The following is a 14,044-nucleotide window of genomic DNA, read 5'->3' as shown; positions in this document are numbered from 1 at the left end:
GCCGAGCAGGCACGACCGGGCGGACCGGACGAAGCCCGTCGCCTCGCTCCGCCCGGGTACCCGCCACGAACCAGTGCCCCTGAAGGAGGAACCGCGATGGACCTCACCACGTCCCGGCCGCTGCGCTGCCTGGTCACCGGCGCCACCGGCTACATCGGGGGCCGGCTGGTCCCCGAACTCCTCGCGCGCGGCCACGCCGTCCGCTGCCTGGTCCGCGACCCGAGCCGCCTGCGCGACCAGCCCTGGCGGGCCACGGTGGAGACCGCCACCGGCGACGTCACCCGGCCCGACAGCCTCGCCGGAGCCTTCGACGGCATCGACGTCGCCTACTACCTGATCCACTCACTCGGCACCGGACCCGCCTTCGAAGCCACCGACCGGGCGGCCGCCCGCACCTTCGGAGCCGCCGCCGCGGCCGCAGGGGTGCGCCGCATCGTCTACCTCGGCGGCCTCGTCCCCGCACACACCCCCGACGGCCTCTCACCGCACCTGCGCTCGCGCGCCGAGGTCGGCCGCATCCTGCGCGACAGCGGCGTGCCCACCGCCGAACTGCGCGCCGCCGTCATCATCGGCTCCGGCAGCGCCTCCTTCGAGATGCTGCGCCACCTCACCGAACGCCTGCCCGCGATGGTCACCCCGCGCTGGGTCTCCACCCGGATCCAGCCCATCGCGGTCCGCGACGTCCTGCACTACCTGGCCGGCGCCGCCCACCTGCCGCCCGGGATCAACCGCAGCTTCGACATCGGCGGCCCCGACGTCCTCACCTACGAGCAGATGATGCAGCGCTACGCCCGCACCGCCGGCCTGCACCGGCGCCTCATCGTCCCGGTCCCCGTCCTCACGCCGTACCTGTCCAGCCACTGGATCGGCCTGGTGACCCCGGTGCCGAACTCCATCGCCCGCCCCCTGGTCGAGTCGCTGCGCCACGAGGTGGTCTGCGGCGAGCACGACATCGCCCGCTGGGTGCCCGACCCGGAGGGTGGACTGACCGGCTTCGACCGGGCCGTCGAACTGGCCCTGCGCCGGATCAAGGACGCCGACGTCGCCACCCGCTGGTCGTCCGCCTCGCTGCCCGGAGCCCCGAGCGACCCGCTTCCCAGCGACCCCGACTGGGCCGGCGGCAGCCTCTACCAGGACGTCCAGGAACTCACCGTCAGCGTCCCGCCCGCCGCCGTCTGGCAGGTGATCGAAGGCATCGGCGGCGACAACGGCTGGTACTCCTTCCCCCTCGCCTGGGCCCTGCGCGGCTGGCTCGACCGCGCGGCCGGCGGTGTCGGCCTGCGGCGCGGCCGCCGCGACCCGGCGAGGCTGCGCGTCGGCGACTCCCTCGACTTCTGGCGCGTCGAGGAGATCGAACCCGGTCGCCTGCTGCGCCTGCGGGCCGAGATGCGCCTGCCGGGCCTGGCCTGGCTGGAGCTGTCGGTGACGGCGGACGGCGATCACGGGGCCCACTACCGCCAGCGGGCGCTGTTCCATCCGCACGGACTCGCCGGGCACGCCTACTGGTGGTCGGTCGCGCCGTTCCACACGTTCGTCTTCTCGGGCATGGCCCGCAACATCACCGAGCGTGCGGGAAAGGGCGGAACCCGGCCGGCACCACGCCCCACGGCGCAAGCACGATGAACCGGCCGCCGTCCGCCAGGGCCGCCAGGGCCGTCCCGCGGTTCGGCAGGCCCCGCCCGCCCCGCCGTGCCACCCGAAGACCGCTGCGAGAACGCTGCAACGAGCTCCGGGCGGTACCGGAGGCGACGGTGGGAGACGGAGGTGGAAAGACCCCGGCCCTCGGCGCCGCCCGGCGGCGGCTCGGCGGCCGGGTTCTGCCGCCGCCCGGCGGCCCGCGGCCGAGCACACCGGTCCTCGGCCGGTGAGGGGCTCCCGCCGGCGCCGCCGCGCCGTGCGCACGGGTCGGAGCCGGCGGCGCTCCCGAGGGGGGAGTCCAAGGCGCGTTCGACCGTGGCGGTCGGGACCGCGGTGCCCGGGGACGTGGGTGGTGGGCCTCGAGGGTCTCGCGGTAAGCGCTACGTGCAGGACGAGCCGTCAGTAGACGTACAGGTGGGTGGTGAGGTTGGCGAACGACACGGTGGCGCCGCTCTTCCAGGCCTTGGTGTCGGTGCCCTTGGTGAGATCGGCCTCGAACGTGGGGCCGCTCTCGTAGCTGATGCCGTACTGGGTGGTGCTGCGTCCGGAGTTCACCAGCTCGGTGGCCATCTCGACCATCCGGTACGGGTGGGCGGTGTTCGGCTTGGGGGAGGAGAACACATCACTCCAGCGGGTGCCGACGGTGCCGGTGGCGGGCGCGTAGGCGGGCTTGGTGCTGGCGGTGGTCCAGCTGGCGGGGTCGTAGGTGTCACCGCTGGTCAGGTAGGACCACTTGACGTTGTCGGCGGACCAGTAGCCGTTGCGAGTGGAGACGACCGCGGTGCGCAGGTCGAGGATGGAGACGCCGTTGGTGCCGACCACGGTGCTGGTCTCGGCGGCGGTGCCGGGGCTGGTGACGACGAGGGCGGTGTCCTCGTCGATGCCGAAGGCGCGGTTGTGGCCGGTGTCGGCGGCGAGGCGGACCATGCGGCCCTGGCGGCCGCGGGCGGCGACGTGGGTGTCGAGCAGGCCGCTGGTGAAGAAGGTGAAGCCTCCGGCGGGGCGGTAGGTGAGGTCGTCGGGGTAGCTGGTGCTGATGGTGGTGTGGGAGCCGTAGCGCACGGCGTCCCAGCTCTCCCCGCCGGTGACCATGTCGCGGCCGTTGGCGATGGTGGTGCCGGCGCTGGTACCCATGACGGCCGCGCCGGCCGCCCACTTGGCACGGATCGCGGCCAGGGCGGGGGTGTCGGTGTTGTCGCTCTTCATGAGGGTGGTGACCAGGCGGCTCTGGTCGCCGCCGCCGAAGAAGAAGCCGCTCAGGCCGTTGATCTGGTCGACGACGGCCTGGCTGGAGCTGTTGGCGAGGTGGTCGAGGTCGATGGGGATCCACTGGGCGTCGGCCGCGCCGTAGCTGTTCTTGAGCAGGTCGGCGTAGTAGGCGCCGTTGCAGACGGAGTTGGAGCAGGTCGCGGGGTCGTTCGCGGCGGGGTCGTTGGCGGGGACGTCGGAGGCGGCGGTGACGATGCCGATCCGGGCCGACGCACCGCCGGCCTTGGCGACGAAGGTGCCGTAGACGGCGCTGTTGGTGGCGGCCACCGCCCCGCCTGCCAGGACGAGGGTGCCCGAGGTGGTGCCGGCCGCGTGCGCGGTGTGCGCCGGTGCGACGAGGGAGGCTGCGAGGAGGGCGGTGCCGAGCAGGGCGGCGTGCCGCCGGAGGGTGCGCGTGGAGATGCTCATGCGGGCTCCTGTGGGGGAGGCCACGCCCGTTGGGGGCGGGCTGCGGCGAAGGAGGACGGCCCGGCGTGGGGGCAGGGCCGCACAAGGACACCCCGGCGAGGACGATGACTCGCAGGGTGTAGAAACGGAAGATACATACGCACCTTTCAGTTGGAAAGATGTAACGCGAGATCCGCGGGAAAGCTTGATCTTCTGGCGGTCCATCGGCGAATTTGGCGCCAGGTGGCTGCTGTTATCGATTTGTATCTCTCGTTACATATAGCTTTCATGCTGCTCTGCATGTAACGTCCTGGCGAGCGGCGCGGCCCCCACTGGCGCCGCACCAGGTCCTCGAAAGGTTGCGACGTGAACTCCCTCAACTCCCGCAGACCCGCCCTGCTGGCCGCCGTCGTCGTGTGCGCCTCGCTCGCGCTCGGCGCCTGCGGATCGTCCGGCGACTCCGCCGCACCCGCCGGCGCCTCCGGTGCGTCCGTCACCGTCGGCGGCGTCACCATCGCCCGGAACGCCGCCCTGCACGACGCGCTCCCGGCCTCGGTGAGGAAGGCCGGCAAGGTCCGCGTCGCCACCGACATCCCCTACCCCCCGTTCGAGATGTACGTCGCCGAGGGCAAGAGCGAGATGACCGGCCTCGACTACGACCTCGGTCAAGCCCTCGGCGCCAAGCTCGGCGTGACGTTCGAGTTCCAGGCACAGAAGTTCGACGGCATCGTCCCCGCGATCCAGGCCGGCAAGTACGACGCCGCGATCAGCGCCATCACCGACAACAAGGAGCGCGAGCAGGTCGTCGACTTCGTCACCTACTCCGAATCCGGCACCGGCATCATGGTCGCCAAGGGCGACCCGGACACGATCGTCACCCTCGACGACCTGTGCGGCAGGAAGGCCGCCGTCCAGACCGGCACCAACCAGCAGAAGCTCCTGACCAAGCACCAGGACGCGTGCAAGGCCGCCGGCAAGCCCGCCATCGACGTCCAGGCCTTCCCCAAGGACTCCGACGCCCAACTCGCGCTGCGCTCCGGCAAAGTGGCGGCCGACGTCCTCACCAAGCCCGCGGCCGGCTGGACCGCCAAGACCGCCGAGAACGGCACCGCCTTCGAGCTCGTCGACGACCCGGCCGCCACCGGCGGTTACAACGCCTCGCCCAACGGCATCGCGATCTCCAAGAGCCTGCCCGAGCTGACCGACGCCGTACAGAAGGCCCTGCAGCAGCTGATCGACGACGGCTCCCTCGCCAAGATCTACGACACCTACGGCGTCTCCTCCATCGCCGTCACCAAGGCCGTCAAGAACGGCGCGGTGGACTGACCCATGAGCGCCACCCCGAAGCTTGCAGCAGGCGCCGACCGCGGCACCTCGTACGACACCTCGGCCGACCAGCTGATCGCCGTCCCCGTCCGGCACTGGGGCCGCTGGGCCGCCGCGGCCATCGCCCTGGTCTCGCTGGCCGGGCTGCTCGGCTCGCTCGCCAAGAACCCCAACCTGCACTGGGACGTCGTCGGCCACTACCTGTTCGCCGACCTGATCTTCGACGGCCTGGTCACCACCCTGTGGCTGACCGCCGCCGCCATGGCCACCGGTCTGGCCCTCGGCATCCTGGTCGCCGTGATGCGCCTGTCCGCCAACCCCGTGCTGTACGGCCTGTCCACCCTGTTCGTCTGGCTCTTCCGGGGCACCCCACTGCTGGTCCAGATCATCTTCTGGGCCTACGCCGCCGCCCTCTACAAGCACGTGATGATCGGCATCCCGTTCACCACCGTCACCTTCGCCGAGTTCGACACCAACAGCCTGCTCACGCCCTCGATCGCCGCGTTGCTGGCCCTCGGCCTCAACGAAGCCGCCTACGCGTCCGAGATCGTCCGGGCCGGCATCCAGTCCGTCGACCCCGGACAGGCCGAAGCCGCCCACTCCCTCGGCATGAAGCCCGCCCTGACGATGCGTCGCATCGTCCTTCCCCAGGCGATGAAGGTCATCATCCCGCCGATGGGCAACGAGACCATCAACATGCTCAAGACCACCGCCTACGTCTCCGTCATCGCCGCCCACGACCTGATGTCCAACATCCAGGACGTCTACGCCCAGAACTACCAGGTCATCCCGATGCTCGTGGTCGCCGCCCTCTGGTACCTGGCCCTGACCACCGTGCTGTCCGTCCCGCAGGCCTGGCTGGAGCGCCGCTACGGCCGCGGCACCACCCGCTCGGCGCACGTCTCCCCGCTGCGCCGCCTGTTCACCGGCATCACCACCGTGCTGCCCGCCACCCGCAACCGGAAGGGCTGACCGCGCATGTCCCGGCCCATGGTGCACGCCCAGGGCGTGCGCAAGCACTTCGGCCGCCTCGAGGTCCTCAAGGGCATCGACCTGACCGTCGAACAAGGCCAGGTGTGCTGCCTGCTGGGCCCCTCCGGCTCCGGCAAGTCAACCTTCCTGCGCTGCATCAACCACCTGGAGAAGGTCGACGCCGGCCGCCTCACCGTCGACGGCGACCTCGTCGGGTACCGGCAGGTGGGCAGCCGCCTGCACGAACTGCGCGAGAGCGAGGTCGCCCAGCGCCGGCGCGACATCGGCATGGTCTTCCAGCGCTTCAATCTCTTCCCTCACCTGACCGCGCTGGAGAACGTCATCGAGGCCCCGGTACGAGTCGCACGGGTGCCGGCGTCCACCGCCCGGGCGGAGGCGGAGCTGCTCCTGGAGCGCGTCGGCCTCGCCGACCGGTCCGGCCACTACCCGGCCCAGCTCTCCGGCGGCCAGCAGCAGCGCGTCGCCATCGCCCGCGCGCTTGCCATGAAGCCCAAGCTGATGCTCTTCGACGAGCCGACCTCCGCCCTCGACCCCGAGCTGGTCGGCGACGTCCTGGACGTCATGCGCGACCTCGCCGCCGACGGCATGACCATGGTGGTGGTCACCCACGAGATCGGCTTCGCCCGCGAGGTCGCCGACACCGCCGTCTTCATGGACGAAGGCGTGGTGGTCGAAGCAGGAGATCCCCGCAAGGTCCTCACCGACCCCGACCAGGAACGCACCAAGGCGTTCCTCTCCAAGGTCCTGTGACCGCCCCCGCCCAGGCCGGCCCGTTCACCGCCACCCGGCTCCTGCCTCTCGCACACGCCCTGATGGACCAGTACCTGACGGACCTCGCCGACCTCGTGTCCATCGACTCCGGCTCCTACAGCCCCGACGGCGTCAACCGCGTCGCCGACTGGGTCCAGGCCCGCCTCGACGGCCTCGGCTTCGAGCTCCAGAGGGTCAGCGCCGGAGCCGCCCACCCGCACATCGGCGACGTGGTGGTCGCCCGCCGCACCGGACGCCTCCCCGACGGTCGGCGAATCCTGCTCGCCGGCCACATGGACACCGTCTTCGACGACGGCACCGCCGCCGCCCGACCCTTCAAGATCGACGGCACCCTCGCCCACGGTCCCGGGGTCAGCGACGACAAGGGCGGCCTGCTGGCGGGCATCACCGCACTCGAGGTGCTCCTCCGCGCGGGCTGGGAGGACTTCGGCGAGATCGTCCTGCTGGCCACGCCGGACGAGGAGATCGGATCCCCGGCCAGCCGCCCGGTCACCGAAGCGGTCGCCAGCGGCATGGACTACGCCCTCGCCCTGGAGTGCGCCCGCGAGAACGGCGACCTCGTCCTCGAACGCAAGGGCGTCGCCGACTTCGCACTCACCGTGACCGGACGCGCCGCACACGCCGGTGTCGAACCCGAACGCGGGGCCAATGCCGCACTCGCCGCCGCCCACCTGGTCGTCGGCCTACAGGCCCTCAACGACCGCTGGGAAGGAGTGACCGTCAACGTCGGCGTCGTCAGGGCCGGAACCCGCGCCAACATCGTCTGCCCCGAGGCAGAGCTGCGCGTCGAGGTCCGCGCCACCACCGCGGACGGAATCCGCCGCGCTGCCGAAGCTGTCCGTAGCCTGGCCCGGCACCCGGTCGTCCCCGGCACCACCAGCGCCGTCGAGCAGCTGGACCTGTGCCTCCCGATGGAGTACGGCCCTACGTCGAGATCCATGTACGAGGTCGCCCGGGCCGCCGCCGCCGAGCTCGGCCTGGACCTCGGCGGCGCGTCCACCGGCGGGGTGGGCGACGCCAACCTGATCGCCGGCATCGGCGTCCCCACCCTCGACGGCCTCGGCCCGGTCGGCGGCGCCGACCACTCACCCCGGGAGTGGCTCGACACCTCGACCGTGCCCAGCCGCATCGCCATCCTCGCGTCCACCCTGGTCACCCTCGCCACCTGACCCACCGCCAGGCGCCCCAGCGAGCGGTCCAGCGGTCCCCGAACGGGGGCCGGGTGAGCCCTGACAGCCGCACCCGGCCCCTTCCCCTGCACCTCTCCCACGTCTCATCAGGAGTCCAGCTTGTCCGGCAACAGAGCCCTGAGAGCCACCACCGTCCTGGCCACGGCCTGCCTGCTCGCCGCCGCCGCGCCGAGCGCCTCCGCCACCGCTGCCCACCGGCAGTCAGGAACGCTGATCCTCGTCGGCGGCGGCCTCAAGGACACCCGGGTCTACCACGAGATCATCGCCAAGGCCGGCGGCACCGCCACCGCCCGCATCGGCGTCCTGACCGCAGCCTCCGTCCCCGAGAGCCAGGACCCCCACGCCAGCGACCCCGACACCTGCTCCAACTCCCGCTGCAACGGCCTCTACTACGCCGACCTGTTCAAGCAGTACGGTGCGGCCGACGCCCAGTGGATCCCCGTCGACATCGAACACACCGGCGCGGCCGACGACGACGCCGTCGTCGCCCAGGTCAACGGAATGACGGGATTCTTCTTCGGGGGCGGCGACCAGTACCGCTACGTCACCAGCCTCCTGCACGGCGACGCCCACACCGACTCCAAGGTGCTGGCCGCCATCCGGGCCAAGCTCGCAGCCGGAGCCGTCGTCGCGGGCACCAGCGCCGGCGCGCAGATCGCCTCCGGACCCGACATGGTCACCGGAGGCGACAGCTACCAGGCGCTGCGCGACGGCAGCGCACCCGGTCACTTCGAGGACCCCACCCGCCTCGGCTACCTGCCCGCCGGCGGCTTCGGCCTGCTGGCCTCCGGCCTCGTCGACACCCACACCGGAACCTACGGACGCGAAGGCCGGGCCGTCCGCCTGGCCGCCGACACCCACCACGACCGGGTGTTCGCCCTCGACGAGGACACCGCCATCGAGGTCGGGAACCCCGGAACCCACGCGGAGACGATCCGCATCCTCGGCAGCCACGGGGTCGGCGTCCTCGATCTGCGCCACGCCCGTGCCCGGGCCGGAGGGACGGCCTGGAGCATCCGAGGCGTTGGCTACAGCTACCTCACCGACGGTGACCGGTACGACCCCCGCACCTGGCGTGCCACTCCGGCCCCCGGAAAGAGGCCGCTCACTCCGGCCGGCACCGCACCGGTGCCGGCCAACGATGACGTCTTCCACTCCGAGGCCAACCCAGCTGGCACCCCCTACTCCTTCGCCACCACCGCGAAGGCCCTGACCGCCGCGGCCGCCCAGCGCACGGCGACCGCCGCCACCTGGGAGAACACCCCGCGCTTCCAGATCACCTTCGCCAAGACCGGCACCACCCGCGCCTACAGCACCGACGGCGCGAAGGCCGCCGCCCTGACCGACCTGCGGGTCGACATCACCCCGAACTGACCGGCTCCGCCCGGCACTCCCCACCCCGGAGTGCCGGGTACCGCCGACCCCGGGCGCTATCGTTTCCGCAGGACCCACCCGAAAGGACCAGCCACCATGCCGGCCGCAGCCCCGATCGCCGAGCAGATCCGCACCCGGCTCGGCGAATGCAGCCCCGCTGAACGCAAGGTCGCCCGCGTCCTGCTCGCCAACTGGCCCGCTGCCGGCTTCGAGACCGTCGCCACCCTCGCGGAGCGTGCCACCGTCAGTGCCCCCACCGTCCTGCGTCTGGTCACCCGCCTCGGCTATCGCGGCTTCCCCGACTTCCAGGCCGCCCTGCGCACCGAACTCGACGAGCGCAACGCCTCCCCCCTCACCCTCTACAACGCCGCGGACACCGACGACCCCAACGGCCGGGGAGGCCTGCTCCAGCGCGCCTCCACCGCCTTCACCACCGCCGTCGCCCGCACTCTGAGCGAGTTGCCCCAACACGACCTCGACCGCGCCGTCGAGCTGCTGGCCGACCCCAAGCGCCGCATCACCCTCGCTGGTGGCCGCTTCACCCACCTCATTGCCCAGTACCTCGGCCTGCACGTGATGCAACTGCGCGACGACGTCCGCTTCCTGCCCGACCGGGACGTCGAACGCACCGCCGCCCTCGCCGCCCTCGGCCGCCGCGACGTCCTGGTCGTCTTCGACCACCGCCGCTACGAGCCCGACAAGGTCACCATGGCTCAGCTCACCCAGGAACACGGCGGCCGCGTCATCCTGTTCACCGACACCTGGCTCTCACCCGTCGCCGCCCACGCCGAAGTCGTCCTCCCCGCGCAGGTGACCTCCCCCTCCCCGTACGACAGCCTCGCCCCCACCCTCGCCGTCACCGAAACCGTCGTCGCCGGCCTCCTGACCGCCCTCGGCGACCAAGGGCATCAGCACATGCAGCACCGCGAGGACATCGCCAAGAACCTCGGCCTCTACTGACGGGCACCGCGCCTTGGAAGCGGACGCCTCGGCCGCACCGAGCACAGCCGGAGGCTACGGGGCGGCGCCCGCCCGGTCCGGCCCCGGTCAGCGTGCAGGCCGCCCTCCCGGGGGCGGGGGCGATGGCCCGGCCCCCGGCCGCCGGCCCGGCTGCTGCGACTGCCGGCACGTAGGGTCCGACCGCGGAATCCGCGAAGCGCGGTGAGGTGGAGCTGTCCCCGGTCGGCGTGGACTCCACCACCCTCCCCTGCACGTGCGGGGGTGGACCTTGGCTCCGGCGGGCCGTTCGCGTCCGGTCGGTTCGGGTGGCTGAGGCGCAGGTCAGTCGGGGTGTGGCGGGGATTGAGGGGGAACGCCGGATCCGTGGTTTCATAGCCCCTCGAGGGGGATCCGGATCGGTGTGGCGGCGTCCGTGCAGCGAGAACCGGGGCTTCGGGGATGGGCGTGACCGTCTCCGTGGGGCGTCCACGGGGTGTCGGCGCGATCCGGGCGGCCGGGTGCGACACGCCGGGGATCCGGGAGCGGCCTCCCCGATCGTCAGACAGCTGTTCGGTAGGTTGATTCGTCATGCTTGGTGTGCACGTGCTGGGACCGATGGAGGCAGCCGTCGGCGGGGAACGACTGGCGCTCGGCCGGCCCCAACAGCGGTCCGTGCTGGCGCTGTTGCTGATCGGCCGGGGCCAGGTGGTGTCCGTCGACCGGATCGTCGACACGCTGTGGCCGAGTACTCCTCCCCGCCAGGCCTTGGCCTCCCTGCACCCCTACATCTCCAACCTGCGCCGGGTGCTGGAGCCCGATCGCCCGCCCCGGTCGGCCTCCGAACTGCTGGTCAGCGCCCCGCGCGGCTACGCGGTGCGGCTGCCGGCGGAGGCCGTCGACGCGTGGCGGTTCGAGGCCGTGGTGCGCGAGGCGCGGGACACCGAACCGGCAGCGGCCCACCGGCGGCTGACGGAGGCACTCGGCTGGTGGCGCGGCCCCGCGTACCAGGAGTGGGCGGATCAGGAGTGGGCCCTCGCGGAGGTGGCCCGGCTCGGCGAACTCCGGCTCGCTGCACAGGAACTGGCCGTCACGGCGGGGTTGCGGGCCGGGCGGCCGGCGGAGGTCGTGCCGACCGCCGAGGAACTGGTGCGCGCGGACCCGCTCCGGGAGGAGGGGTGGCGGCTGCTCGCCCTCGCCCAGTGGGCGACCGGCCGGCAGGCGGACGCCCTGCTGACCCTGCGCCGGGCGCGGACGGCGATCGTCGAGGAACTCGGCCTCGACCCGGGACCGGCCCTCGCCGAGCTCGAACCGGCCATCCTGAACCGGCGGTTCGACGTGCTGCGGCAGGCCGTGCCCGAGCACGCCCGTAGCGGACCGGCCGTGGCCGAGGCGGTCCTCGCGGCCGCGGCGCCCGCCGTCGTGGCACCCGCGGGTAGGGCACCCGCTGACGGGGCACCGCCCGCGGCCGACCGGGCCGACCGGGCCGACCGGGCCGACCGGGCCGACGGGGAGGGCCGGACGTGCCCGGAGGCCCGCTTCCTCGGCCGGGAGGACGAGTTGGACGGGCTCCGGGCGGTGGCCCGGGCCGCCACCCGTACCGGGGGAGTGGTGCTGGTGAGCGGGAGCGCCGGTGTCGGCAAGACCGCTCTGCTCGACCGGTACACCGCGCTGCTCCGCGCGGACGGCTGGACGGTCGTGACCGGGCGTTGCCCCGACGAAGCCGCGACGGCACCCGTCGGCGCATGGGTCCAGGCCCTCACCGCACTCGCACGGCTCGCCCCACCGGCCGCCCCGGGCCCGGTGGACACTCTGCTCGCCCCGCCCGCAGGCGGCGCCGCGGCGACCGCGGACGCGACCGCGGCCCGGGCCCGTCTGCACACCGATGTCCGGGACCGGCTCACCAGGGCCGCTGCGCGCGGCCCGCTCGCCGTCGTGATCGACGACCTCGGCCGGGCCGACTCGCAGAGCCTGGCGCTCCTCGGCCTCGCCGCCTCGCTGCGCGGCGTGCCCGTGCTCGTCGTCGCCGCCTTCCGCCCGGACGACGGTGGGCAACGGCTGACCCCGCTGCTCGACGAGCTGGCCGCGCACGACCCCCACCGGCTCGACCTGCGGGGGCTGCCCGCGGCGGAGGCCGCCACGCTGGTCCGGGCGGTGGCGGGCGTCCCCGTCGCCGACGACGTGGTCGCGGCCCTGACCGGGCAGAGCGGCGGCAACCCGCACCACCTGGTGCAGGCCGCCCGGCTGTGGGGCGAGGCGGGCGTGCCCGCCGCGGTCGGTGATCTGCCCCCGGGGCTGCGGGCGGTGCTGCTCCGCAGGCTGGCGCGCAGGTCGGCGTTCGAACGGCGGCTGCTGGACCTCGCGGCGCTCTGCGGTGGGGACGAGGAGACGGCGCTCCTCGTCGCGGCCGCGGCCTTCGACTCGTCGTCGGAGCCCTCCACACCTGCGGGCGCCGTGCTGCCGACTGCCGTCGCGCCGGCCGCCGTGCCGTCGGGCGCCGTACCTCCGAGCGCCGTTGCGGCCGGGCTGCTGGCCGCCGGGCTCCTGGCGGAGAGCGCTCCGGGCCGGGTCCGCCTCGCCCACCCCCTGCTGCGCGAGATCCTGGACGGCGAGCTCGCGTCCGCGGACCGCCGGGCCCTGCACGGCCGTCTCGCCACGGCCCTCGAACGGCTGCGCCCCGAGGACCGGGCCGGCCTGGCCCGGCACGCCGCGCGCTCCGGGGAGGAGGCCCGTGCCCGGCAGGCCGTCGACTGTGCGCTGCGCGCCGCCGAGCTGGCGGAGCACCGGTTGGCGTACGACGTGGCGGCCGAACTGGTCCAGTGGGCGATCGACGCGGCGGACGTGCTCCCCGGGCCGGACGCCGAGCGGGCCGGGCGGCTCGTCGGCCAGCTCGGTCGGCTGCTGCGGCTCCAGGTCAGGGCCGGTGCGGCCGAGGCGGCCCTGCGGACCAGGGAGCGGGCCGTGTCGGTTGCCCGCTTCGTCGGGCGGGACGACCTGCTGGCCGTCGCCCACGCGGCCTGGACCGAGCCGACCCCCTGGTTCACCCGGCCCCACCGGGAGACCGACCGCAAGACCGTGGAGACCCTCGAACGGCTGGCCGCCCGGGAGGATCTGGAGCCCGCGGTGACCGCCAGGCTGTTGCAGCGGATGGTCGAGGAGCTGGCCGGCACCGACCCCGGCCCGGCATTGGAAGCAGCCGAACGCCAGCTGCGGATCGCGCGTGCCGTGGGCGACCCGGGGCTGCTCGCCGCGGCGCTCACCACGATGACGCGGCTGATGCCCCACGAGCTCCAGGGCGAGCGTCGCGGCCTGGCCGTCGCGGAGCTGCGGGACTTGACGGAGGAGCACGAACTGCCGGCCTATCGGTGGGTGTGCGAGCACGTCGACGCGCGGATCGCCGCCGTCTGCAACGACGCCGAGGCCGTACGCGAGCACGCCGAGCGCGGGGTGGAGATCGCCCGGCGCTACGGGATGCCCGAGGCGGAGGTCACGAGCACCGCCACCCTGGCGATGCTCGCCCACGCGCGCGGCGAGTTCGACGAGGCGGAGCGGCTGTACGGGTGGGTCCGGACGCGGCTGCACGGCGGGAACGCCTGGCACGGCGCCGACCTCTACGACCGCGGGCTGGTCGCCGTCCGGCTGGGCCAGGGCCGCGTCGAGGAGCTGGAGCCGCACATGCGGGTGCTCTACGACACCTGGGGCGTGCTCGGCGGTGAGGCGTTCGCGGTCGTCTTGGCGCTGCAGGGCAAGCTGGACGAGGCCCGGGCGGTCCGGCTCGCCCCGGTGCCGACCGCCGACCACTTCTTCGGGGTCCGGCTCGGCGCCCGGGCCAAGCTGGCCTGTCTGCTGGGTGACCGGCGGGCGGCAGCCGAACTCGTCCCCTACCTGGCGCCGTTGCAGGACCAGCTCGGCTCGGCCGCCACGGGGGGCTTCTGCACCCGGCCGCTCGCGCTGGCGCTGGCCGAGGTGCACGTCCTGCTCGGCGACCTTCCGGCCGCCCGCCTGGCCTACGCCCGGGCGGAGGAGGTCGCCCTGCAGTGGGGTGCCGAGCACCTTGCCGCGGACGCCCGGGCCGGGGCGGCGGGGCTGTCCGCCGACCGGCCGGTGATACCTGCCCCCCGTAGCGCACAGACCTTCGCGGACCGGTAGTGCGGACCGGG

General features: G+C 73.5%; 9 protein-coding genes. 8 read left to right on the top strand and 1 reads right to left on the bottom strand.

Going from position 1 to position 14,044, the window contains the following annotated elements:
- The first annotated feature begins 96 nt into the window (after positions 1-96).
- Positions 97-1,623 carry an SDR family oxidoreductase gene (locus tag ACFYUY_RS08900; protein ID WP_387899417.1) on the top strand — a complete coding sequence of 509 codons (1,527 nt, stop codon included), beginning with the start codon at positions 97-99 and terminating at the stop codon, positions 1,621-1,623.
- Positions 1,624-2,037: 414 nt separating this feature from the next.
- On the opposite strand, the gene ACFYUY_RS08895 is transcribed toward ACFYUY_RS08900, so the two are convergent.
- On the bottom strand, positions 2,038-3,315 hold the full coding sequence (locus ACFYUY_RS08895) for a cyanophycinase (RefSeq protein ID WP_387899413.1): 1,278 nt from the start codon (positions 3,313-3,315) through the stop codon (positions 2,038-2,040).
- 345 nt (positions 3,316-3,660) lie between these two features.
- On the opposite strand from ACFYUY_RS08895, the gene ACFYUY_RS08890 reads away from it, so the two are divergent.
- The 7 genes from ACFYUY_RS08890 to ACFYUY_RS08860 all read left to right on the top strand — a co-directional run bounded on the left by ACFYUY_RS08890 (position 3,661) and on the right by ACFYUY_RS08860 (position 14,033).
- Positions 3,661-4,620 carry an ABC transporter substrate-binding protein gene (locus ACFYUY_RS08890; RefSeq protein ID WP_387899410.1) on the top strand — a complete coding sequence of 320 codons (960 nt, stop codon included), beginning with the start codon at positions 3,661-3,663 and terminating at the stop codon, positions 4,618-4,620.
- Between the two features lie 3 nt (positions 4,621-4,623).
- Complete coding sequence (locus tag ACFYUY_RS08885) at positions 4,624-5,592, top strand: amino acid ABC transporter permease (protein ID WP_387899408.1); 969 nt, start codon at positions 4,624-4,626, stop codon at positions 5,590-5,592.
- A gap of 6 nt (positions 5,593-5,598) precedes the next feature.
- Positions 5,599-6,363, top strand: coding sequence for an amino acid ABC transporter ATP-binding protein (locus tag ACFYUY_RS08880; protein WP_387899405.1), 765 nt, complete (start codon positions 5,599-5,601; stop codon positions 6,361-6,363).
- Positions 6,360-7,553 (top strand): M20 family metallopeptidase, encoded by a 1,194-nt coding sequence (locus ACFYUY_RS08875; RefSeq protein WP_387899403.1) that lies wholly within the window; start codon positions 6,360-6,362, stop codon positions 7,551-7,553. The genes ACFYUY_RS08880 and ACFYUY_RS08875 overlap by 4 nt, the downstream gene beginning before the upstream one ends.
- Before the next feature lie 120 nt (positions 7,554-7,673).
- A complete protein-coding gene (locus ACFYUY_RS08870) occupies positions 7,674-8,948 on the top strand; it encodes a cyanophycinase (protein ID WP_387899400.1) in 1,275 nt (424 codons plus the stop codon).
- A 96-nt stretch (positions 8,949-9,044) separates the two neighbouring features.
- Positions 9,045-9,908: a MurR/RpiR family transcriptional regulator gene (locus tag ACFYUY_RS08865; RefSeq protein WP_387899397.1), complete on the top strand. Its 864-nt coding sequence runs from the start codon at positions 9,045-9,047 to the stop codon at positions 9,906-9,908.
- Positions 9,909-10,475: 567 nt separating this feature from the next.
- Positions 10,476-14,033: a BTAD domain-containing putative transcriptional regulator gene (locus tag ACFYUY_RS08860; protein ID WP_387899394.1), complete on the top strand. Its 3,558-nt coding sequence runs from the start codon at positions 10,476-10,478 to the stop codon at positions 14,031-14,033.
- Positions 14,034-14,044: the final 11 nt, after the last annotated feature.

The sequence above is a fragment of the Kitasatospora sp. NPDC004745 genome, assembly GCF_042873275.1.
In the GTDB taxonomy this organism is placed as follows: Bacteria; Actinomycetota; Actinomycetes; order Streptomycetales; family Streptomycetaceae; genus Kitasatospora.
Note: the sequence above shows the minus strand (reverse complement) of the source record. Positions and strands in the feature narration are given on the sequence as shown.